At 73.9% G+C, this 20,662-nt stretch carries 14 protein-coding genes; 10 read left to right on the top strand and 4 right to left on the bottom strand.

From position 1 onward, the window contains the following. Window positions 1–7: 7 nt before the first annotated feature. Window positions 8–589 (top strand): TetR/AcrR family transcriptional regulator, encoded by a 582-nt coding sequence (locus ACFV3R_RS01985; protein ID WP_385573658.1) that lies wholly within the window; start codon window positions 8–10, stop codon window positions 587–589. A gap of 63 nt (window positions 590–652) precedes the next feature. Here ACFV3R_RS01985 and ACFV3R_RS01990 read toward each other — a convergent pair whose 3' ends face one another. Beyond that, window positions 653–1,243, bottom strand: coding sequence for an Lrp/AsnC family transcriptional regulator (locus tag ACFV3R_RS01990; RefSeq protein WP_385573661.1), 591 nt, complete (start codon window positions 1,241–1,243; stop codon window positions 653–655). A 192-nt stretch (window positions 1,244–1,435) separates the two neighbouring features. On the opposite strand from ACFV3R_RS01990, the gene ACFV3R_RS01995 reads away from it, so the two are divergent. From ACFV3R_RS01995 to ACFV3R_RS02030, 8 genes are all read left to right on the top strand, one after another. Continuing rightward, window positions 1,436–2,608 (top strand): thiamine pyrophosphate-dependent enzyme, encoded by a 1,173-nt coding sequence (locus tag ACFV3R_RS01995; protein ID WP_385573664.1) that lies wholly within the window; start codon window positions 1,436–1,438, stop codon window positions 2,606–2,608. Beyond that, entirely contained in the window at window positions 2,605–3,660 is a 1,056-nt protein-coding gene (locus ACFV3R_RS02000) for an alpha-ketoacid dehydrogenase subunit beta (protein WP_385573667.1), read from the top strand. Before ACFV3R_RS01995 ends, ACFV3R_RS02000 begins: the two co-directional genes overlap by 4 nt. After that, complete coding sequence (locus tag ACFV3R_RS02005) at window positions 3,657–5,453, top strand: dihydrolipoamide acetyltransferase family protein (protein ID WP_385573670.1); 1,797 nt, start codon at window positions 3,657–3,659, stop codon at window positions 5,451–5,453. The genes ACFV3R_RS02000 and ACFV3R_RS02005 overlap by 4 nt, the downstream gene beginning before the upstream one ends. A 100-nt stretch (window positions 5,454–5,553) precedes the next feature. Continuing rightward, window positions 5,554–6,585, top strand: a complete 1,032-nt coding sequence (locus ACFV3R_RS02010) for an NTP transferase domain-containing protein (protein WP_385573673.1) — start codon at window positions 5,554–5,556, stop codon at window positions 6,583–6,585. A gap of 1,252 nt (window positions 6,586–7,837) precedes the next feature. Then, a complete protein-coding gene (locus tag ACFV3R_RS02015; RefSeq protein ID WP_385573676.1) occupies window positions 7,838–9,511 on the top strand; it encodes a molybdopterin molybdotransferase MoeA in 1,674 nt (557 codons plus the stop codon). Window positions 9,512–9,769: 258 nt separating this feature from the next. Beyond that, window positions 9,770–10,756, top strand: coding sequence for an NAD(P)H-quinone oxidoreductase (locus ACFV3R_RS02020; RefSeq protein ID WP_385573680.1), 987 nt, complete (start codon window positions 9,770–9,772; stop codon window positions 10,754–10,756). Window positions 10,757–11,609: 853 nt separating this feature from the next. Beyond that, on the top strand, window positions 11,610–12,542 hold the full coding sequence (locus ACFV3R_RS02025) for a hypothetical protein (RefSeq protein ID WP_385573684.1): 933 nt from the start codon (window positions 11,610–11,612) through the stop codon (window positions 12,540–12,542). Window positions 12,543–12,905: 363 nt separating this feature from the next. After that, window positions 12,906–13,463: a bacterial proteasome activator family protein gene (locus ACFV3R_RS02030; RefSeq protein WP_385574252.1), complete on the top strand. Its 558-nt coding sequence runs from the start codon at window positions 12,906–12,908 to the stop codon at window positions 13,461–13,463. A gap of 273 nt (window positions 13,464–13,736) precedes the next feature. On the opposite strand, the gene ACFV3R_RS02035 is transcribed toward ACFV3R_RS02030, so the two are convergent. Beyond that, window positions 13,737–15,044 carry an MFS transporter gene (locus tag ACFV3R_RS02035; RefSeq protein WP_385573687.1) on the bottom strand — a complete coding sequence of 436 codons (1,308 nt, stop codon included), beginning with the start codon at window positions 15,042–15,044 and terminating at the stop codon, window positions 13,737–13,739. A gap of 145 nt (window positions 15,045–15,189) precedes the next feature. After that, window positions 15,190–16,881: a protein kinase gene (locus ACFV3R_RS02040; RefSeq protein ID WP_385573690.1), complete on the bottom strand. Its 1,692-nt coding sequence runs from the start codon at window positions 16,879–16,881 to the stop codon at window positions 15,190–15,192. A 582-nt stretch (window positions 16,882–17,463) separates the two neighbouring features. On the opposite strand from ACFV3R_RS02040, the gene ACFV3R_RS02045 reads away from it, so the two are divergent. Beyond that, a complete protein-coding gene (locus ACFV3R_RS02045) occupies window positions 17,464–19,047 on the top strand; it encodes a protein kinase (protein ID WP_385573694.1) in 1,584 nt (527 codons plus the stop codon). Between the two features lie 148 nt (window positions 19,048–19,195). Here ACFV3R_RS02045 and ACFV3R_RS02050 read toward each other — a convergent pair whose 3' ends face one another. Beyond that, window positions 19,196–20,248: a phosphotransferase gene (locus tag ACFV3R_RS02050; RefSeq protein WP_385574254.1), complete on the bottom strand. Its 1,053-nt coding sequence runs from the start codon at window positions 20,246–20,248 to the stop codon at window positions 19,196–19,198. Window positions 20,249–20,662 lie beyond the last annotated feature (414 nt).

Genomic DNA, 20,662 nt, shown 5'->3' on the forward strand with positions numbered 1-20,662 from the left:
TCAGGGCATGGCCAAGCGAGACACGTACACCCCCGACACCCTGCTCGCGGTGGCCGTCGAGGTGTTCAACCAACGGGGCTACGACGGCACCTCCATGGAGCACCTCTCGCAGGCGGCCGGTATCTCCAAGTCCTCCATCTACCACCACGTGAAGGGCAAGGAGGAACTGCTGCGGCGTGCCATAAGCAGGGCACTCGACGGGCTCTTCGCCGTCCTGGAGGAGCCGGCGGCCACGCAGGGACCGGCGATCGAGCGGCTGGAGCACGTCACCCGGCGGGTGGTCGAGGTGCTGATCGCGGAGCTGCCGTACGTGACGCTGCTGTTGCGGGTGCGGGGCAACACCGCCACCGAGCGGTGGGCGATGGAGCGTCGCCGGGAGTTCGACCACCGGGTCGCGGAGCTGCTGCGGTCCGCCGTCGCCGAGGGGGACCTGCGGGCCGACGTCGACGTGCGGCTCGCGACCCGGCTGCTGTTCGGCATGGTCAACTCCATCGCGGAGTGGTACCGCCCGGAGCGGCGGACCTCGCTGAGCAGTGCGGAGGTGGCGGACGGCGTGGTGCACACCGCCTTCTCGGGGCTGCGCCGCTAGACGGCGTCCTCTGGACCTGCCCTGCGGCGCCTGACGCGCCGGCTCGCCCGCGCGCTGCCGGGCTCAGCCTCCCGCGGCCCCGTCGGGCCGGTCCGCCCCCTGGTCGACCGAGGTCTCCTCGAAGACCAGCAGCGTCCGGCTGCTGAGGACGCCCGGCATGGACTGGATGCGGGTGAGGACCAGTTCGCGCAGGGTGTGGTTGTCCTTGGCGTGGACCAGCAGGAGCACGTCGAAGTCCCCGCTGACCAGTGCGATGTGCGCCGCCCCGGGGAGCCTGCTGAGGTGTTCGCGCACCGAGCGCCAGGAGTTCTGCACGATCTTCAACGTGATGTAGGCGGAGGCCGTCCGACCTGCCCGTTCGTGGTCGATGCGGGCTCCGAAACCGCGGATGACACCGTCGTCGAGCAGCCGGTTGACCCGGGCGTAGGCGTTGGCGCGGGAGACGTGGACGCGCTCGGCCACGGAACGTATCGACGCCCGGCCGTCGGCCTCCAGGAGGCTGAGGATCGCCCGGTCGATGTCGTCGAGGGGCCGGGGAGGGAGCCGTTCGCCCGGCTCGGAGGACTCGGACGGTTCCACGGAGCGGGCGTGCGGCAACTCCTCACCCGTACGGGTGAACTGTCCGGTCGAGTGAGCCATTCGTTCGTCGGGCACGTCGCGTCGCCTCCCCTTCGTGTACACGCTGCCGCCATCACAGGCTGTGGATAACCGTTTGTCCACAGGGTCAGGCCGCCTGTAGCCAAATCGCGTCGGCGACCGAACAATCGGTAGGGAGATCTTCTCCGGTTCTCCGGCACGGGCCGTACGGGCTCCGTGCTTCCCCTTCGCATCGAGGAGGTGCCCGTCATGACGGTCCTGGACCGGCCCGGCGGCAGCAGCCGGGACACCGAGCACCGGCCGGTGTCCCCACCGCGCTGGCGTCCTCGCGTCGACCCCGCACCCCTCCTGCCGGACGCCGAGCCGTTCCGGCTGCTCGGTACGGACCGTCGCGGCGAGGTGTCCACCAGTCGCCTCCGCGGGTTGTACGCCCAGCTCCTGCGCGGGCGCCGGTTCAACGCACAGGCCACCGCCCTCACCCGGCAGGGCCGCCTGGCGGTCTACCCCTCCTCGACGGGGCAGGAGGCGTGCGAGGTGGCTGCCGCCAACGTCCTGGCGGAAGGGGACTGGCTCTTCCCCAGCTACCGGGACACCCTCGCCGTCGTCACCCGGGGCGTCGACCCGGTGGCAGCCCTGGCACTGCTCCGCGGCGACTGGCACACCGGCTTCGACCCCCTCGCCTGCCGGGTGGCTCCGCTGTGCACGCCGCTGGCCACCCAGCTCCCGCACGCGGTGGGGCTGGCGCGCGCCGCCCGGTTGCGGGGGGACGACGTGGTGGCACTGGCCATGGTGGGGGACGGCGGAACCAGCGAGGGCGACTTCCACGAGGCGCTGAACTTCGCCGCCGTCTGGCGGGCCCCGGTGGTCTTCCTGGTGCAGAACAACGGCTTCGCCATCTCGGTGCCCGTCGAGCGGCAGAGCGCCGCCCCCAGCCTGGCGCACAAAGCCGTCGGCTACGGCATGCCGGGGCGGCTGGTGGACGGCAACGACGCCCCCGCGGTCGAGGCGGTGCTCGGGGAGGCCGTGGACCGCGCCAGGCGAGGCGAGGGCCCGACCCTGGTGGAGGCGCTCACCTACCGGGTCGAGGCGCACACCAACGCGGACGACGCCTCCCGCTACCGCAGCGAGGAGGACGTCCACGCGTGGCGGGCGCACGACCCGACGGAACTGGTGAGGGCCGAACTCGCCGAGCGGGGCGAACTGACCGCCGAGTTCGTCGAGGAGGCGACTGCCGCTGCGGAGGCGATGGCAGCGGACCTCAGGGAGCGCCTGCAACAGGAGGTGCGCCCCGATCCGGCGGACCTCTTCGCACACGTCCACGCGGGCCCCGAGCCCCGCCTGGCCGAGCAGGCCGCCCAGTTGCGGGAGGAGTTGGCCGCCGAGGAGGAGACGGCACGAACCAGGGGGGAGTTTCGTTCATGACCGCGATCCAGACCGCGCCGGCCACGGTCGCCGCACCGCCGGTCACCATGGCCCAGGCGCTCAACCGGGCGCTGCACGACGCCATGGCGGCCGATGACACCGTCCATGTGATGGGCGAGGACGTGGGGACGCTCGGCGGCGTCTTCCGCATCACCGACGGGCTGACGGCTCGCTTCGGGGACGAACGCTGCACGGACACACCGCTGGCCGAGGCGGGAATCCTCGGTACTGCCGTCGGCATGGCCATGTACGGGTTGCGGCCCGTGGTGGAGATGCAGTTCGACGCCTTCGCCTACCCGGCGTTCGAGCAGTTGGTGAGTCACGTCGCACGGATGCGCAACCGCACCCGCGGCACGGTGCCGATGCCGTTGACGGTGCGGATCCCCTACGGCGGGGGCATCGGCGGAGTGGAGCACCACAGCGACTCCTCGGAGGCGTACTACATGGCCACGCCCGGCCTCCACGTGGTGACGCCGGCCACCGTCGCCGACGCCTACGGCCTGCTGCGTCAGGCCATCGCCTCCGATGATCCGGTGGTCTTCCTCGAACCCAAGCGGCTGTACTGGTCCAAGGAGCAGTGGTCGGTCGAGGAGCCGGAACGGGTGGCGCCGATCGGCCGCGCGGTGGTGCGGCGCGCCGGCCGCGACGCGACCCTCCTCACCTACGGTCCGTCACTGCCGGTCTGCCTGGAGGCGGCGGAGGCCGCCCGCGAGGAGGGGTGGGACCTGGAGGTGGTGGACCTGCGCTCCCTCGTACCCTTCGACGACGCGACGGTCTGTTCCTCGGTCCGCAGGACGGGGCGTGCCGTTGTGGTGCACGAGGCAGCGGGCTTCGCCGGACCGGGCGGAGAGATAGTGGCAAGGGTGACGGAACGCTGCTTCCACCACCTGGAGGCACCGGTCCTGCGCGTCACCGGGTTCGACATCCCCTACCCCCCTCCGAAGCTGGAGCGCCACCATCTGCCGGGCGTCGACAGGGTGCTGGACGCGGTCGCCCGGTTGCAGTGGGAGTCCGAGCTCACGATCGGTCCGGCGGCGGGAGGTGCGCGGTGACGGCCGGGGTGCGGGAGTTCCCCCTCCCCGACCTGGGTGAGGGGCTGACGGAGGCCACCATCGTGCGGTGGCTGGTCGAGGTGGGCGATGTCGTCGAGGTCGACCAGCCGGTGGTGGAGGCGGAGACGGCCAAGGCCCTGGTCGAGGTGCCCTGCCCGTACGGCGGCGTGGTCACGGCACGGTTCGGGGAGGAGGGAGCGGAACTGCCCGTGGGGGCGGTACTGCTCACCGTCGCGGTGCACTCCCCTGGAGAGGGAGACGGAGACGGCGACGGCGGCGGGACCGGCACCGGCACCGGCGGACGCCCTGCACCAGCAGGCACCGCCGACGCGCGCCTCCCGGCACGTGACCCGGACGTCCCGGCGCGGAGCCACGAGGGGGAAGGCGAGGAGGCGGGCTCCGGCTCCGGCAACGTCCTCGTGGGGTACGGCACGAGCAGCGGTGCGGCGGCCCGGCGCAGGAGGGTGCGGCGCCCCGTCGTGACCGGGGCGGCCGGCATGTCCGGTGCTGCCGCGGGAGCTGATGCGGCCCGCTCCGCCGCATCGACCACGGGGCCTTCTGCTGACGTACGGGCAGCCGCGGGCAGTGGGCCGGCCGACGCCGGCGACGGGCTGCGGGTGCCGCAGGGCGAGGGTGTCCCAGAAGCGGGTGGACCGGTGGCGGTGATCTCACCGCTCGTACGGCGTCTGGCGCGCGAGCACCGGATCGACCTCCGGGACCTGTCCGGCTCCGGACCGGACGGACTGGTGGTGCGCGCCGACGTGGAGCAGGCCATCCACCGGGCGGCTTCCCGCTCTGCCCGCCCGGGCCCGGGGGCCGGGCTGCCGGCAGCATCGGGCCCGTCGGGTGCACCCGGTGCTCCGGGCGCCGGCAGCCGGCTCACCACGCCGGCCGGGGCCGTCCCCACGGCAACGGAGGGCCCCGGGTCGGTCGTCTCGGCCGGCGCGGGAGCCGCCCCGGCCGCAGCGGGGGCATCGTCACCGGGGCGGGACGTGGTCACCGTCAACGGCCACTCCCCCGCGCCGGACGCACACCTCGGGAGGGCCGGCAGCCGCCCTCCGGAGGCTGCGGGCGCGGGCCTGCACGGCACGAGCGGGTCGGACGGTGTGGTGCGCACCCCGTTGCGGGGCGTGCGGGCGGCGGTGGCGGAGAAGGTGAGCCGCAGTCGCCGGGAGATCCCCGACGCCACCTGCTGGACGGATGCGGACGCCACCGCACTCCTGGAACTGCGGAGCCGCCTGAACGCCGACGGCGGGCCCAAGGTGTCGGTCCTGGCGTTGCTGGCACGGGTCTGCACGGCGGCTCTGGCACGCTTCCCCGCCCTCAACGGGAGCGTCGACCCGGAGACGGGGGACATCCTCCGCTTCTCCACGGTCAGCCTCGGGTTCGCCGCGCAGACCGACCGGGGCCTGGTCATCCCGGTGGTCCGCGACGCACAGCGCCGTACCGTCGAGGGGCTCAGCGTCGAGCTGGGCCGGCTCACCGAGGCGGCACGGTCCGGCACCTTGACCCCCGCCGAACTGACCGGAGGCACCTTCACGCTCAACAACTACGGTGTCTTCGGGGTGGACGGGTCCACCCCGATCCTCAACCACCCCGAGGCGGCCATGCTCGGCGTCGGCCGCATAGCCGACAAGCCCTGGGTGCACGACGGTGAGCTGGCCGTGCGGAAGGTGGTGCAGTTGTCGCTGACCTTCGATCACCGGGTGTGCGACGGTGGGGTCGCCGGGGGGTTCCTCCGGTTCGTCGCCGACTGCGTGGAGCGGCCCGAGGTGCTGATACGGGCGCTGTGACGGGCTTTGGCCCCGGCATGCCCGGGGCCTGAGAGGTCCTTGACGATGACGTGACCGGGGCGTCGATCCGCCACGTGGTGCGGGCGGCGATACTCGGCACGTGGCATCAGATCAGTACGTGTCCCCGGACGACCGTCGGCAGCCCGGCCGGTGCCCGCCGTACGACGCGGTGGTGCTGGCCGGAGGTGCCGCACGGCGCCTCTCAGGGGTGGACAAGCCCTCCCAGTCGGTGGGCGGGCGCACGTTGCTCGACCGCACCCTGTCCGCCTGTGCGGACGCGGGGGTGACCGTCGTGGTCGGACCGCGCAGGCCCAGCCCCCGTCCCGTGGTGCGGACACTGGAGGACCCGCCGGGATCGGGGCCCTTGGCGGCGTTGCACGCAGGACTGCGGCACGTGGACGCCGAGTGGGTGCTGGTGGTCGCGGCCGACCACCCCTTCCTCACCCCCGAGACGGTCGAAGCTCTCCTGCGCGCGGCCACAGACGAGGCCGGTCCGAGCGCCGAGCCCCGGGCAGCAGTCGGCCTCGGGACAGGACACGCCGTCGGGGCGGCAGACGGCCCCGGGGCGGGACAGGCCGTCGGTGCGGCACACGGCCTGCCCGTGGCGGGGGGTGCCGGCGCGTCAGGGGTGAGCGAAGGCGCACTCCTGCGGGACGCCGGAGGACGTGACCAGCCGCTGCTCGCGGTGTACCGGGCCGAGGCGCTCCGTCGCGAGCTGGCGCTTCTGCACGCGGAGCACGCCTCCTTGGCGGGGTTGCCCTTCCGGCTCCTGTTGGCGGGGCTCAGGGTGCACCGGGTGGCAGACCCCACGGGGGAGGCGTCATTCGACTGCGACACCTGGGAGGACCTCAGGGCCGCACGAACCAGGATCAGGGAGCATGGGAACGTGTTGGATGAATGGATCACTGCAGCAAAGGCAGAACTGGGGATCGACCTCGACGTCGACACCCGTGCTCTGCTCGACCTGGCGCGGGATGCGGCGCACGGGGTGGCCCGTCCGGCTGCTCCGTTGACGACCTTCCTGGTCGGTTATGCGGCGGCGCAGCAAGGGAAGGACGTCCCGGAGCTGGCGGCGGGTGTCGCCGAGCTTGCCCGGCGATGGGCCGCGGAGGCTGACGGAGACGGGAACTGAGCACCACACACGCTCTGGATGCGAAGAGTGACCGACAGGACCACGGGGGCCGCGGGGGAGAGAAGGCGAGTCGATCCGGATGACTTCCAACCAACCCGGCGAGTACGACGACGCATTGGCCCTCGCCAACAGCGCGCGAGAGCGTCGGAGTACTGATTCCGGGGGCACCCTCCCCGGAATCGTCGCGGAGCAGCCCAGCCCCACGGCTGACTCCGGGGCATTCGCCTGTCCGTGCCCCGCACGGTGGGCGCCCGGGGCCGGCCCGGCCCGGCCCGGGACGACGAACGGCCCCGCCTCCTCCCCCGTCCCGACGCCGGTTGCCGGGGACGTCCCGCGCGCTGCCGAGACCGGCACGGACAGCCGTGGCCCGGCAGCGGACGATCCCGACCCGCTCGCCGAGTACGTGTCCTGGCACCCCGGCGCCCTCTGCGCCTCGAACGCCACCGCGTCGCCCTCCGCTCCGGTGGTTTCGCCTCCCTCCCCAGCGGCCCCGCCTCCTGCTCCGGTGGCCCCACCACCGATCCCAGCGGCTCCTGACGCGTTCGCCACTCCGAGCCCCTACGAACCGGCTCACGATGCGGTTTCTTATGAGGCGGCTGCGTACGGCCCGGGTCTGGATGGCTCGGATCCGTATGAGGCGGGCCCGCACGGCTCGGGTCCGTATGGCGCGGGGCCGCACGCACAGGCTGCTCATGGCCAGGAGGCGGCACCGACGCAGCATCCGGTCATCGGTGCACAGACCACCGCGTCAGTCTCTCTGCCCCATCTGACTGCCGCGTCAGGCGGAACCGGCGGGCCGACCCGGGCGACGACACCGCCGTTCACCGCCGACGGCACGACGACACCGCCATTCACCGCCGACGGCGTGACGACACCGCAGGTCACCGCCGACGGTGGGGGGCCGGTCGGACAGGCCCGCCATGTCGGCGCGGTTGCGGACGGACCGGGTACCCCCGCACCGGCGTCCGGCACGGGAGCGAGCCTGTCCCCGGGTCCGTCGGCGGGCTTCAGCCACGGGGCGCAGGGCCCGGTCGCGGTGCCGGAAACCCCCGGGCCGGCCTCACAGGTCGCACCGCCCGGTCCGCAGGCAGCGCAGCTGCCCGCCACCGCCGGCGGGTCTCCCCTTACGGCCGCCGGCCCGCATGCCACGGTCGCCGGCGGTTCTCCCGCGGCTGCCGGCACGCATGCCACGGTGGCGGGCTCCCACGCCACGTCCGACGGGGCCCCTTCCGCGACCGCGGTTGGCTCGGCCGTGCAGGAAGCGGTACCGGCTCCGCACGACGCACTACGGCCCCCGACGGACGCCGGACAAGAGCCGCGGCACGGGCAGGAGCCGGAGGCACCATCCGGAAGGCGGCAGGTTGCACCCCCGGGGCGCCGGGAGGTCTTCGACCACCAGGCATTCGACCACCAGGCCTCCGACCACCAGGCCTCCGACCACCAGACCTTCGCGTCAGGCCCGCAAAGCAGCTCCGGCTCGGAGAAAGGCTCGCGACCGCAGGGCAGCTCCGGCCCGGACAACGGCGCGGGCCCGGAGAACGGCTCAGGCCGGGACAGCGGCGCGGGCCCGGAGAACGGCTCACGGTCGGGGCATGGCTCACGGTCGGGTCACGGCTCGGGGAAGGGGGATGACGTGCGGTCAGGGCACGACGCGGAACCGTGGAACATCGCACGCCGGTCCGGGCCGGCCACGTGGCGGACCGCGCGGGCGGTCGCGGGCGGTGCTCCGGGACGCGCGTTGCCGCAGGTGACCCTTCCGCTGGCCGCGGCGCTCGGCCGGGTACTGGCGGCGCCGCTCAGTGCGCTCAGCGACCTCCCCCCGTTCGACACCTCGGCGATGGACGGCTGGGCGGTCGCCGGACCCGGCTCGTGGACGATCCCGGCGTCGGGGCCCGGCATCCTGGCCGGGGACGGCGCCGAGGCGTTCCTGCCGGACGGGCACGCCGTCGCCATCGCCACCGGCGCCCGCATCCCCGGCGGTGCCACTGCCGTACTCCGCAGCGAACGCGGAGAGGTGAAGGGCTACTCCGACGGCAGCGCGCGGCTGTACTCGAGCGGAGCGGTGCCGCCGGGCCAGGACGTCAGGCCGCGGGGCCAGGAGTGCCGGAGCGGGGAGCCGCTGCTGAGGTCGGGCACGCTGGTCACCCCCGCCGTCCTGGGCCTGGCCGCCGCGGCCGGGTACGACGAGCTGACGGTCCACCCCCGGGCACGCGTCGAGGTGTTCGTACTCGGCGACGAGTTGCTGCGGGAAGGCCTCCCGCAGGACGGCAGGATCCGTGACGCCTTGGGCCCCATGGTGGAGCCGTGGCTGAGGGCTGCGGGCGCTGAGGTGCGGGCGCCACGCCACCTCGGGGACGACGCGGAGACCCTGCACGAGGCTCTGGCCTGCTCGGACGCCGACGTGCTGGTCACCACCGGCGGCACGGCGGCCGGTCCGGTGGACCACCTGCGTCCCACGCTGCGGCGGTTGGGCGCGGAGATGCTGGTCGACGGGGTCGGGGTGCGCCCGGGCCACCCCATGCTGTTGGCACGGCTCCCCTCCGGGCGCCACCTGGTGGGGTTGCCGGGCAATCCGCTGGCGGCCGTGGCAGGACTGCTCACCCTGGTCGAGCCGCTGGTGCGGACGTTGGCCGGTCGCCCTGCCCCCCTGCCGTACCACGCGCCGATCACCCAGGACCTCCCCGGCCACCCACGCGACGTCCGGTTGGCTCCCGTGGTGTACCAGGACTCCGAGGACGGCGAGGTGACGGCCGCTCCGCTCCGTTTCGACGGACCGGCGATGCTGCGGGGCATCGCCGTGGCGGACGCCCTGGCGGTCATCGAGCCGGGCGGTGCGGAACGGGGGCAGGACGTGGAGCTGGTCGAGGTTCCCTGGGCTTCGGCCGGTCATGCCGTGCTCGTGCCGGGGGCGGGCGGAACGACGTGACCGCTGCCCGAGCCCACGTCGGCGCAGCGTCCGCCGCGGAAGCCCCTGACGGCTGACGGCTGACGGCTGACGGCTGACGGCCGGGGGCCGTGGGCCGAGCGGCGTCGGGGGCGATGCGGAGCCGGAGCGGGGCCGTCGACGGCTCGACGCGCTGATCCGTGGGGAGGGTCGGCCGTCGGCGCTCCGTGGGCCCCGTGCGTCCTCGGACCGGTGGCGCCGCTCCGCCGCGGTGAGGCGAATCGCGTTAACCTCGCGGCCATGCGAGCGATCACCATTCCCGAACCAGGCGGCCCCGAAGCCCTTGTGTGGGCGGAGGTGCCCGACCCCGAGCCGGCCGAGGGCGAGGTCCTCATCGACGTGGCCGCGTCCGCCGTGAACCGGGCTGACCTTCTGCAACGCCAGGGCTTCTACGATCCGCCGGCCGGCGCGCCGCCCTACCCGGGCCTGGAGTGCGCGGGCCGGATCGCCGCTGTGGGCCCGGGCGTGACGGGCTGGGCGGTCGGCGACGAGGTCTGCGCCCTGTTGGCGGGCGGCGGGTACGCGGAGCGCGTCGTCGTGCCCGCGGGCCAGGTCATGCCGGTCCCCGAGGGCATGGACCCGGCCACCGCCGCGGCACTGCCCGAGGTGGCCTGCACGGTGTGGTCGAACGTCTTCATGGTGGCGCACCTGCGGCCCGGCGAGACCCTGCTGGTGCACGGCGGCGCCAGCGGCATCGGCACCATGGCCGTCCAGCTCGCCAAGGCGGCGGGCGCCAGGGTTGCCGTGACGGCGGGCAGCGCCGAGAAGCTGGACCGGTGCGCCGAGTTGGGTGCCGACGTGCTGATCAACTACCGCGAGCAGGATTTCGTGACGGAGGTGCGTGAGGCCACCGAGGGCCGGGGTGCCGACGTCATCCTCGACATCATCGGCGCGAAGTACCTGGAGCCCAACGTCCGGGCTCTAGCGGTGAACGGGCGGTTGGCCATCATCGGCTTGCAGGGGGGCGCCAAGGGCGAGGTCAACCTCGGTGCGCTCCTGAGCAAGCGGGCCGCGCTGACCGCCACCTCGCTCCGGGGACGTCCGCTCGCGGAGAAGTCGGCCATTGTCGCGGCGGTCCACGAACACGTCTGGCCGCTGCTGGCGAACGGTCAGGTCCGGCCGATCGTCGACCGCACGCTGCCCATGCCGGAAGCCGCCGAGGCCCACCGCGTGGTGGACGCCGGTGAGCACGTCGGCAAGGTGGTGCTGACCGTCCCGGGGGCCTGAGGCCCGCCTGTCCGGGGCCAGGGCCGTCCCGTGCCGTCCGGTAGGGCCCCGTCCGACCCGCGCCGTCCGCGAGGCCCCTGCCGGCCCACGACCGCCCCGGGGGCGACCGCCCCGGGGGTACCGCCCGAGCCCGGACTACCCGCAGCCACCCCGCCCCGAGACCGCAGCCCCAGCTGTGGCGGACCCGGGGCGGGGCCCTGCCAGGCGGCCAACCGGGGATGAGTGGGCCCTGTTGTCCCCGTGTCCGGTATGTCCGAGATGGCCAGTGTGGGTCCCCGTGTGAACCTGGGAACTCGTCGACGGCTCGGCACGGGAGGGGCGCGTCGTGGTTCCAGGCGTCCGCCGCGGTGTCGCCATCGGTCTGCTGGTCTTCTCCTTCTCGCCGTCCCTGGCCGCCATGGCGGCGCCCGGCGGTCCCGTCCGGGGCGCGGTGCGGACTGCACCGGCCTTCTCCAGGGTCCCGGACCTGGCTGCCGGGGCGGTGATCCGTAAGGCCGTGCCGTCGGTGAAGCAGCAGACCCCCACGGGCGGTGCTGGGTCGGTGAAGCAGCAGGCCTCCGTGGGCGGTGCCGGGTCGGTGAAGCAGCAGGCCTCCGCGGGCGGTGCGGGAGCGCGCGGAGTACGCCCCCGACGGACGGAGGCCCGGGGCGACGGGCCCGGTGGGCCGGGGGTGCCGGGCGCGGAGAACAGCGCCCCCCCGAACCCCGACGCGCCCCCCGCCCCAGCCGCCGACGATCCACAGGACGACGGCCCGAGGACCCGCCCCCAGACCGGCCACCCCCGGACCGGCCGCCCTCAGACCGGCCGAGTGAGGACCAGCCACCCGAAGACGGACGGGGCTCAGTCGAACGGCGTGAAGGGGAACGACGGGAAGACGGACGGGGCAAAGACGGACGGCGGGAAGACGGACGGCTCGAAGACCGACGACGGGAAGGCGAACGGTTCCGGCCCGGACCGTGCGCAGGACGATGTCCCCTCACCGGGCAGCCCCGGGGCTAGCGGCTCTTCCCGGCACGGCCCCACCCGGCACGACCGGGGCCGGGGAGCGCTCTCGCACGGCCGGAGCCCCGGGCGTGGGGCGGCGGAGTCGACGGAGACCGGGCAGGGCGACGGCTCGGGCGGCACGGAGCGCGCCTCGACCGGCCCCGACACGTCCGACGGCCCGGGCGCGGGCAGCTCCGACCGGCGAGGCGAGGGGCGGGACGGTGGGACCGCCGCGGACTCCGGCGCGGACTCCGGCGAGGACGAGGGCGAGGGCGAAGCCCGGGCGGGGCGCGAGCCGGACGCCGCCTATGCACCGGAGGAGGGCGGACCGTATCCCGGACCGCCGGTGACCGGCGGCCCCACCGCCGGTGACAGCCCAGGTTCCCCCGACGGAACGGCGCCCTCCGCTCCTCGAACAGCCGACGGCTCCGGGAGTCTGCGGCCCGGCGGCTCGGCCTCGCCGACGCGTCGGTCCCCCGGGGCGCCCGGCAGCGGAGAGCCGGACCGGCCGTACCAGCCCGGGGACGCCCGCGCCTCGGCCACGCCCTCCGCCTTCGAGGTGCCGGGGCCGGGGCGGTGGACCGGTGTCCTCTCGCCCTCACCGTCCACCGCGGAGCGGCCGCAGACCCCCGGCGTCTCGCAGGCGGCGCCACCGTACGAGGACGAGGACCGGGCAGGTTCCGCCTCCGACGCGGCTCCGGGGTCGACGGCCGGTGTGCACCGGGTGCTGCCGATGGGAGCCGGCCTCGTCCTCACCGGGTTGGGGCTGGCTTTCATCGGGTGGCGGATGCGCCGCTCCTGACCGCCGTTCCTGACCGCCGCCCGGCTCCGCCCGGCCCGCCGCACCGCCCCGCCGCACCGCCCCGCCGCACCGCTGCACCGCCCCCCTCCACACCCCCTCGCGTGCGTTTCCCGGCTCCGGTTGTGGCGCTTTTGCCAGGCACCACCGCGGCGTCCGCAGCTCGTACGAGACAATGTCGGGGTGGCCCGCATCTCCGTTCGGTGGCCGCCGGCAGGTGGTGGCACCCGTGAGCGGTTGAGTCCGGGTCGCGGCCCAGGGCGGGCGGCGGCGACGCGTTCCGTCGTCCGGCGGTCACGGAAGCGAAGGGCGCGTTTTCCTCCCCGTCCGCGGGCGGGGTCCCAGGCAAGGAGAAGGACGACGATGATGCCGACGAACGAACGCTCGCAGGAGAACCCGCAGGTCCTGGTGGTGGGCCCGGACGGGATGGCTCTGGGCGGTGGCGGCTCCCAGGGCGGGGAGGGCGACGAGGAGCCTCGTGAGATCCCGGTGACCGAGATGGTCGAGCAGCCCGCCAAGGTCATGCGCATCGGCAGCATGATCAAGCAGCTGCTGGAGGAGGTGAAGGCGGCACCGCTGGACGAAGCGAGCCGGGCCCGCCTGAAGGACATCCACGCCAGCTCCGTCAAGGAGTTGGAGGACGGACTCGCCCCGGAGCTGGTGGAGGAGCTGGAGAGACTGTCGCTCCCCTTCACCGAGGACTCCGTGCCCACCGACGCGGAGCTGCGCATCGCCCAGGCACAGCTCGTCGGCTGGCTGGAAGGGCTCTTCCACGGCATCCAGACGGCGCTGTTCGCCCAGCAGATGGCTGCGCGGGCCCAGCTGGAGCAGATGCGCCGGGCACTGCCGCCGGGCGTGGTTCCCGGTGGTGACGCCGACGAGCACGGCCCCCAGGGCGGTGCCCGCTCCGGCCCCTACCTCTGACGGGTCGCCGGCAAGGCCGGCTGACCCGGGTCGGGCACCGCGGTTGCTGAGGTTCCGCAGGCCGGTCGCGCACCTGCGCGACCGGCCTGTCCCGTTCCCCGGCCGGGCCGAACGGAACCGGGACGGGTGCCCCCGCCGTCTCAGGGACGGACCGCGGCTCCCGCCTCGGCCCCGGCGACGGCGGTGTCGGCCGCAGGCACGGCCGTGGCGGTGTCAGCCCTCAACCCCGGCGAGGACGTGTCAGCCCTCAACCCCAGCGAGGACGTGTCGGCCTCAGACCCCGTCGGCGACGTGTCGGACCCCGGCACCGGTCAGCCTGTCCTCAGGCGCCCGCTCGCGGCGCGGGAGCAGCAGCGGTGTGGCGAGCAGGAGGATTCCGGCGGCTGCGATCGCGGTGCGCGGGGTGGTGAGGGAGGCCAGCAGGCCCCAGGCTGCGGTGAGGGTGGCGATGGCGGCGCTGCTGCTGACCGACCACGCGGACAGGGTGCGGGCGACCCGGTCGGGGGAGGTGTGGTCGAGCCGGCAGGTCGCCAGCACCGGCTGGAACAGTCCGCAGCAGGTCACCAGGCCGAACTGGAGGACTATGACGAGCACCATCCCCACCGCACCGGGCCGTACGAACGCCAGCCCCAGGGGCCAGAGTGCCCGCAGCGCCCCGGCGACGAGGAGCACCCGGTGCCGGCCGAACCGTGCCGTGAGCGGGTGTGCGAGGCGTGAACCGACGAAACCTCCGACGCAGGGCAGCGCGAAGACCAGCCCGTACTGCCAGGGCGCAAAACCGAGACGGTCCACCAGGAGCACGGCGAGCAGCGGTTCGGAGGCCATGATCAGTCCGTTGACCACGATCCCGTTGAGGAAGAGCGGACGCAGCACGGGGTGGCTGAGGATGTGGCGCCAGCCTTCGACCAGGTCGCCGGCGCGCAGTCGGGGCGTACCAAGCCGCTCCGGGCGCGGCTCCGTACCGCCGACCGCGCGGATGCCCAGCGCGGAGAGGAGGTAGCTGACGGCGTCGGCCAGCACGGTCGTCACCGGGCCGAACAGCCCGATCGCGGCCCCGCCGAGCGGAGGTCCGACCACCGTCGCCGTCCAGGTGGTGGATTCGAACCGGCTGTTCGCGACGAGCAGGTCCTCCGGTGGCACCAGGGCCTTCAGGAACGCGCCGCCGGCCGCCTTGAAGACGATGTCGGCCACGGCGACGAGAACGGAGACGACCAGGAGCTGGGCGAAGCTGAGCCGGCCCAGTGCGAACGCTGCGGGGATGCTCAGCAGGGCCGCGAACCGGATCAGGTCCATGGCCATCATGACCGGCCGCTTGCGGCGGAACTCCACCCACGGGCCGAGCGGCACCGCGAGCACCGCCCCCACGGCCCGTCCCGTCGCCGCCAGCGCCGCCACCCGGGTCGATCCGGAGTGCAGTACGAGGATCGCGATCAGAGGGAGGGCACCGAAGCCGAACCCGGTCCCGTACGCACTGACCGCGTAGGCCCCCCACAGCCACCCGAACCGCCTGCCCAGCGCCCGTCTGCCCACGCTTCCCCCGCACCTCGCGCCGCATCGGACGACCCGGTGCTGACACGGCATCCAAGCAAGGCGCGGCGGCGTGGGCAAACCACCTACAGGCCTGTCAGGACCACGGTCCGTCCCTCACGGACGGCTGCTCGGTGGGGTTGCGGGTCTCCTGCACAACGGTGGCTCGGAACGCTGACCAACCGATGGCGCGCTCGGATCACTCGCTGTTCCCGTTCGCGACGGTGAGCTGAATCGGGTCGTCGGTCTTGGGGTTCCACCACGCGACGGCACTCGGCGACTGGTCGATGACGACGCCCTTGGCGTAGAGGCTGTTGGGCGCCTCCTTGGTGGTGTACTTCCAGTGGACCGCGTTCAGGCAGGCTTTCACTGATTCGATGGTCTTCCCGTGGAAGAAGGGCATCAGGTATTTACCCGGGTTCGCCGCGCTCTCCGCGGCCCCGGTGCACTCGGAAGTGCTGATGCTGTCCCCCGTGACGGAGGGCTTCGACGAGTAGGAGTAGTCGGAGGAGTAGGTCGGCTCCGGGGAGGAGCCTCCGTTGTCGTCCCCGCTCCCGCTGTCGTCCCCCACGCTCAGCCCGATGCCGATGGCCAGGGCGGTGAGGATGACCACGCCGACGATCACCGAGACCACGACGACCGCGGTGTTGCTCTTCCGCGCGCCGCCGCCGCCCACGGGGGCGGGTGTGCCCGAGTAGGGCGGCGGGGTCTGCATCCCCGCGGTGGGGGGCTGCATCCCGGCGTTGAACGGCTGCGGGGTCATCGGCGCCGGCCCGGGGACGGGGCCCGGGGCCGGGGTGGCGTAGGCGGTGGGGGGCGGCGGGGTGTGCGGGCCGGCCATGCCCACCGGTGGCCCGTAGGGGCCCGGCTGCTGGGGCTGGTAGGTCGGCTGGACGGTGGGCGGCGGCGGAGTCGTCGGACTGGCGGTGGGGAAGACGGTGGAGGCCACCGAGGCGCCGCTGGTCCGGGCCCGGGGGCCCTCGCTGATGATCAGCGGGGTGCCGCCGGTCTGGCCGCTGCCCGCCAGGCGCAGGCACTCCTCGCGCATGGCCTCGGCCGTGGGGAACCGCTCCGAGGGGTTCTTCTTCAGCGTCCGGGCGATCAGCGCGTCGACGCCGGCCGGCAGCGAGCGGTTGATGCTGGAGGGGACCGGCGGCTCCTCCTGGACGTGGGCGTAGGCGATGGCCAGCGGCGAGTCGGCGTCGAACGGCAGCTGCCCAGTCACCAGTTCGAAGAGCATGATGCCCACCGAGTACAGGTCGGAGCGGGCGTCCACGCCGCGCCCCAGGGCCTGCTCGGGGGAGAGGTACTGCGGGGTGCCGACGACCATGCCGGTCTGTGTCATCGACGTCACGCCGGACTGCATGGCACGGGCGATGCCGAAGTCCATGACCTTGACCACGCCACGCTTGGTGATCATGACGTTGCCGGGCTTGATGTCGCGGTGGACCAGGCCCATCTCGTGGCTGACGTCCAGGGCCGCGAGGACGTCCGCGGTGATCTTGAGGGCCTTCTCGGCGGGCATCGCGCCGTGCTGGGCGATGTCGGTGTCCAGCGTGGTGCGCAGCGGGTCGCCGGCGACGTACTCCATGACGATGTACGGCACCATGCCGCCGTCGAGCTCGTCCTCGCCGGAGTCGTAGACCGAGACGATGTTGGTGTGCGTGAGCTTGGCGACGGACTGCGCCTCGCGGCGGAAGCGCTCCCGGAAGGCGGCCTCGCGGCCGAGCTCGGTGTGCAGCGTCTTGATCGCCACCTCACGGTCCAGGACCGTGTCGTAGGCGAGGTGGACCGCGGCCATGCCGCCCGCGCCGAGCAGGTCGCGCAGCTGGTAGCGCCCCCTGCCGACCGAGCGGCCCTCGTAGGTGCCCTGAGCGCCGTCCTGGCTCATCGTCCCGCGTCCCCCCCGGCGCTCGTCCTGCGGCGCGCACGTGCGTTGAGTACTGCTCTGCCGTGACCGTCGTCGTCGCGGCCCGGTCTCCTGCTCCCTGCGGAGGCGGACCGTCGTGGCCGGCGTGCGGCTGCGGTCAGGCCCGCGGGTGCACCTGGTGGCTGTGTGTGGCGGGCCCGCGGGGGCGTCGCGCGCCCGGCTCCATTCGGTCTGGATCTCCGAGGCAAGTCTGCCCGAGGGCGGTGACACGTCAAGCCGTGTGCCCGTTCCGTGACCAGATGTGCAAGATCTGGTCACTGCGGACACTGCGGGACGAGACCGCGGCCGACCGGGCCCGCGGCCGGGCCCCGTGCGGGGTCAGGGCCGCGCCGCGGTCCGGGGGGCAGTCCCTCTTCCGTCCCCCTGTCTCCGCTTTTCGGAGCATTTCCCCGAACTTGCGACACTGGGACGCAGCCCGCGGTTCCCGGCTCCTTCGCGGCGGACCGCGCCGTACCCGGGAGCCTGTAGCGTGCTCTACCGAAGACCGAGACGTACCACCGCGTGACGGCCTCCCCGGCACGCGACGAATGACGGCGAGGACCGATGGCACAGACGCAGAGCCCCCAGGGCCCGTCCGAACCAGAGTCCGCCGGCTCCTCCGTTCCGGACGTTCCGGAGACCTGGGGAAACGGCGGCCTGGTCGGCGACGGACGCTACCGGCTCACGCGCCGGCTCGGACGCGGTGGCATGGCGGAGGTCTTCGCCGCCGAGGACGTGCGGCTGGGCCGCACGGTCGCCGTCAAGCTGCTCCGCTCCGACCTCGCCGAGGACCCGGTCTCCAAGGCGCGCTTCACGCGCGAGGCGCAGTCGGTCGCCGGCCTGAACCACCACGCGGTCGTCGCGGTCTACGACTCGGGTGAGGACGTCCTCGCCGGCAACACCGTGCCGTACATCGTCATGGAGCTGGTCGAGGGCAACACCATCCGCGACCTGCTGCTGAACGCCGAGGCACCGCCGGCCGACCAGGCGCTGATCATCGTCTCGGGCGTCCTGGAGGCGCTGGCCTACAGCCACCAGCACGGCATCGTCCACCGCGACATCAAGCCCGCCAACGTGATCATCACGGGGAACGGCGCGGTCAAGGTGATGGACTTCGGCATCGCGCGGGCGCTGCACGGCGCCCAGTCCACGATGACGCAGACCGGCATGGTCATGGGCACCCCCCAGTACCTCTCGCCCGAGCAGGCCCTCGGCAAGACCGTCGACACCCGCTCCGACCTGTACGCCACCGGCTGCCTGCTCTACGAGCTGCTGACGCTGCGCCCGCCCTTCACCGGCGAGAGCCCGCTGTCGGTGGTCTACCAGCACGTCCAGGACAACCCGGTGCCGCCCTCGCAGGTGTCCGACGCGGTGCCGCCGGAGCTGGACGGCCTGGTGCTGCGCGCGCTGGCCAAGGACCCGGACGACCGGTTCCAGAGCGCCGAGGAGATGCGCAACCTCGTCCAGTACTCCCTCCAGATGCTGCACGAGCAGGGCGGGCACACCGGGACCTGGAACACCGGCTACGTGGCGGCGGAGGCCGCGGCCACCCCGCCGGCGGGCATCGCCGGGACGAGGGCGATGCCCTACGGCGGCGGCGGGCACACCACCGCGCAGCCGATCCTGCCGCAGCGGGGCGACGACGACGGCGGCTACCCGGGCGCCAGTCCGTCGCCCGGCCGCGGGGGGCGCGGCAAGTGGTGGATCATCGCCGCGCTGCTGGTGATCGCCGCCACCGTCGGAGTGGCCCTGGCCCTGAACAAGGACCACGGCAGCGGGCAGACCCCGCAGCCGCACACCTCCAGCTCCCACTCCGCCACCAAGCCCTCCGACGACCAGACGGACGAGACGCCGAGCGAGGATCCGACGGACCAGGGCAGCTACGGCGGCGGCTGGGGCGAGGAGAACGGCAGCCCGAGCGGTGAGGCCTCGCCGAGCACCAGCCCCTCGCCCTCGCAGAGCGACGAGAGCGACGGCCCTTCGGACAAACCGACCGGTCCGACCGGGGAGCCCACCGGCGGCTCGTCCGACCCCACGGGGCAGCCGACGGGTGACACCGGTGGCGAGGACGACGGCGGCGACGGCGGCCAGCCCAGCGGCGGCGCCTCGCCCCCCGCACAGAACAGCAACGGCGGCATCGTCCAGTAGGCCGCACCGCCCGCGAGACCCCCGCGACGGGCCCGGCGCCCCGGACACCCTCCGGTGCCGGGCCCGTCGCATGCCCGGGTCCGGTGACCTCCCGGTGTCCGGCACCAGCCCTGCCCGCACCTCCCCCGCCCGCCTCGCCCGTGCCCCTTCACCCGCAGAACGCCTCCCGCACGGCCTCGTAGTGCCCGGTCCACCAGACGGCGAGCGCGGCGACGGCGGGGAAGAGCGGGTCGGCCCGCCGGTCGCCGTGGCGGTAGCGCCACTGGAGTGTCCAGAAGTCGTTGAGCCGCTCCCACCAGACCCGGTGGACGGCCTCGGCCACCTCGTCCGGGTCAGCTCCGGCGGCGTCGCGGTACGCGGTGGCGTAGCGGCGCACCCGCGGGAGGTCCAGGGTGCCGCAGGGGCGGACGAAGAAGATGGCCGCGGCCCGTACCGCCTCCTCGGCCCGGGGGGCGACGCCCAGCCGGTCCCAGTCGACGATCGCGGCGGGCTCACCCTTGCGGTAGAGGAGGTTCAGCGGGTGGAAGTCTCCGTGGACCCAGCTCGTGACCGGCGCGGCGGGTGGGCCGGGGCGCCGGTGGCGGTGGGCCTCCAGCAGGGTGCGGCGTTCGGTGAGCCGGTGCTCGGCCAGCTCGTCGAAGCCGTCCCGGGGGCGGGCCCGGCGTACCAGGTGGAGCAGGGCGTCGATCTCGCGCCGGGTGTGCCGCGGGTCGGCGCAGGGGGGCGGGGCCGTCGCGACGGCGGTCGCCGTCGCCTCGCCCGGTTCGCAGGCCATGGCCTCGTCGAGCGCGGTGTGGACCCGGCCCAGGAGCGCGCCGAGCCGGTGGCACTGGGCGGGGGAGAGGTCGGCGCCCGCGAGGTGCCGGCCTGCCACCCAGGGGTGCAGGGCGTAGCAGGCACCGGCCACCACGGTGACGGTCCGGCCGTCGGCGGAGGTGAGCGGGGGTGCGACGGGCAGCCCGAGCAGGTGCAGGCGGTGGGTGGCGCGGTGCTGGCGGTGGAGGGTGGGGCCGTCGCCGTCGAGGTGGTGTTTGAGGAAGTACCTGCCGCGGGTGGTGGTCAGGCACCAACCACGGTTGAGCAGGCCCTCGGCGATCGAGGTGCAGGTCAGGGGCTCCCCCAGCCGCGGATGGTGGCGCAGCAGCGCGTCGAGCAGGGGTGCACGCTCCGGCGCGGGCGGCGGTGAGGGGGCGTGCGTCACCGCACGGCTGTCGGACGGGCACGGCACGCTTGGGATCGTAGAGGTGCGGGGGGTAAGGGGAGGCCCGGGAGGCAGCCCGACGGCGAGCGGCAGCGGCCGGAAGCGGAGCGGTTTCCTCCGCCCTCACCGCCGCACGCGGTGGGCGGGCGGCGGTCACGGACTCTTCCCGTCCCCCGCATCGGCCCTATAACGTGCCGGTGTCCCAGACCCTTGCGAGGCTGTGACCAGCAGGTGTTCCCGCCCCCCGCCAACTACTCGGAAATCCAAGCAAAATCCCAGGTCAGAGTTGGTTTTGCTGGAGCGACGGCAGTGGGTAACGTGCAACTGCAGGCCGGTCCCTGGGGCTCTTGGTTCCACCCGGATTCGCCAGCGTTCGCACCCACCCCGTGCGCCGTACCGAACCGGGCGAGCCCG

Source organism: Streptomyces sp. NPDC059740 (assembly GCF_042733155.1).
Classification (GTDB): Bacteria; Actinomycetota; Actinomycetes; order Streptomycetales; family Streptomycetaceae; genus Streptomyces.

Excerpts from the sequence above, each read along its gene's own strand:
- ACFV3R_RS01995 (WP_385573664.1), top strand. The coding sequence starts at position 1,436 with ATGACGGTCCTGGACCGGCCCGGCGGCAGCAGCCGGGACACCGAGCAC.
- ACFV3R_RS01985 (WP_385573658.1), top strand. The coding sequence starts at position 8 with ATGGCCAAGCGAGACACGTACACCCCCGACACCCTGCTCGCGGTGGCC.
- ACFV3R_RS02030 (WP_385574252.1), top strand. The coding sequence starts at position 12,906 with ATGCCGACGAACGAACGCTCGCAGGAGAACCCGCAGGTCCTGGTGGTG.
- ACFV3R_RS02040 (WP_385573690.1), bottom strand. The coding sequence starts at position 16,881 with ATGAGCCAGGACGGCGCTCAGGGCACCTACGAGGGCCGCTCGGTCGGC.
- ACFV3R_RS02045 (WP_385573694.1), top strand. The coding sequence starts at position 17,464 with ATGGCACAGACGCAGAGCCCCCAGGGCCCGTCCGAACCAGAGTCCGCC.
- ACFV3R_RS02035 (WP_385573687.1), bottom strand. The coding sequence starts at position 15,044 with ATGCCGTGTCAGCACCGGGTCGTCCGATGCGGCGCGAGGTGCGGGGGA.
- ACFV3R_RS02000 (WP_385573667.1), top strand. The coding sequence starts at position 2,605 with ATGACCGCGATCCAGACCGCGCCGGCCACGGTCGCCGCACCGCCGGTC.
- ACFV3R_RS02020 (WP_385573680.1), top strand. The coding sequence starts at position 9,770 with ATGCGAGCGATCACCATTCCCGAACCAGGCGGCCCCGAAGCCCTTGTG.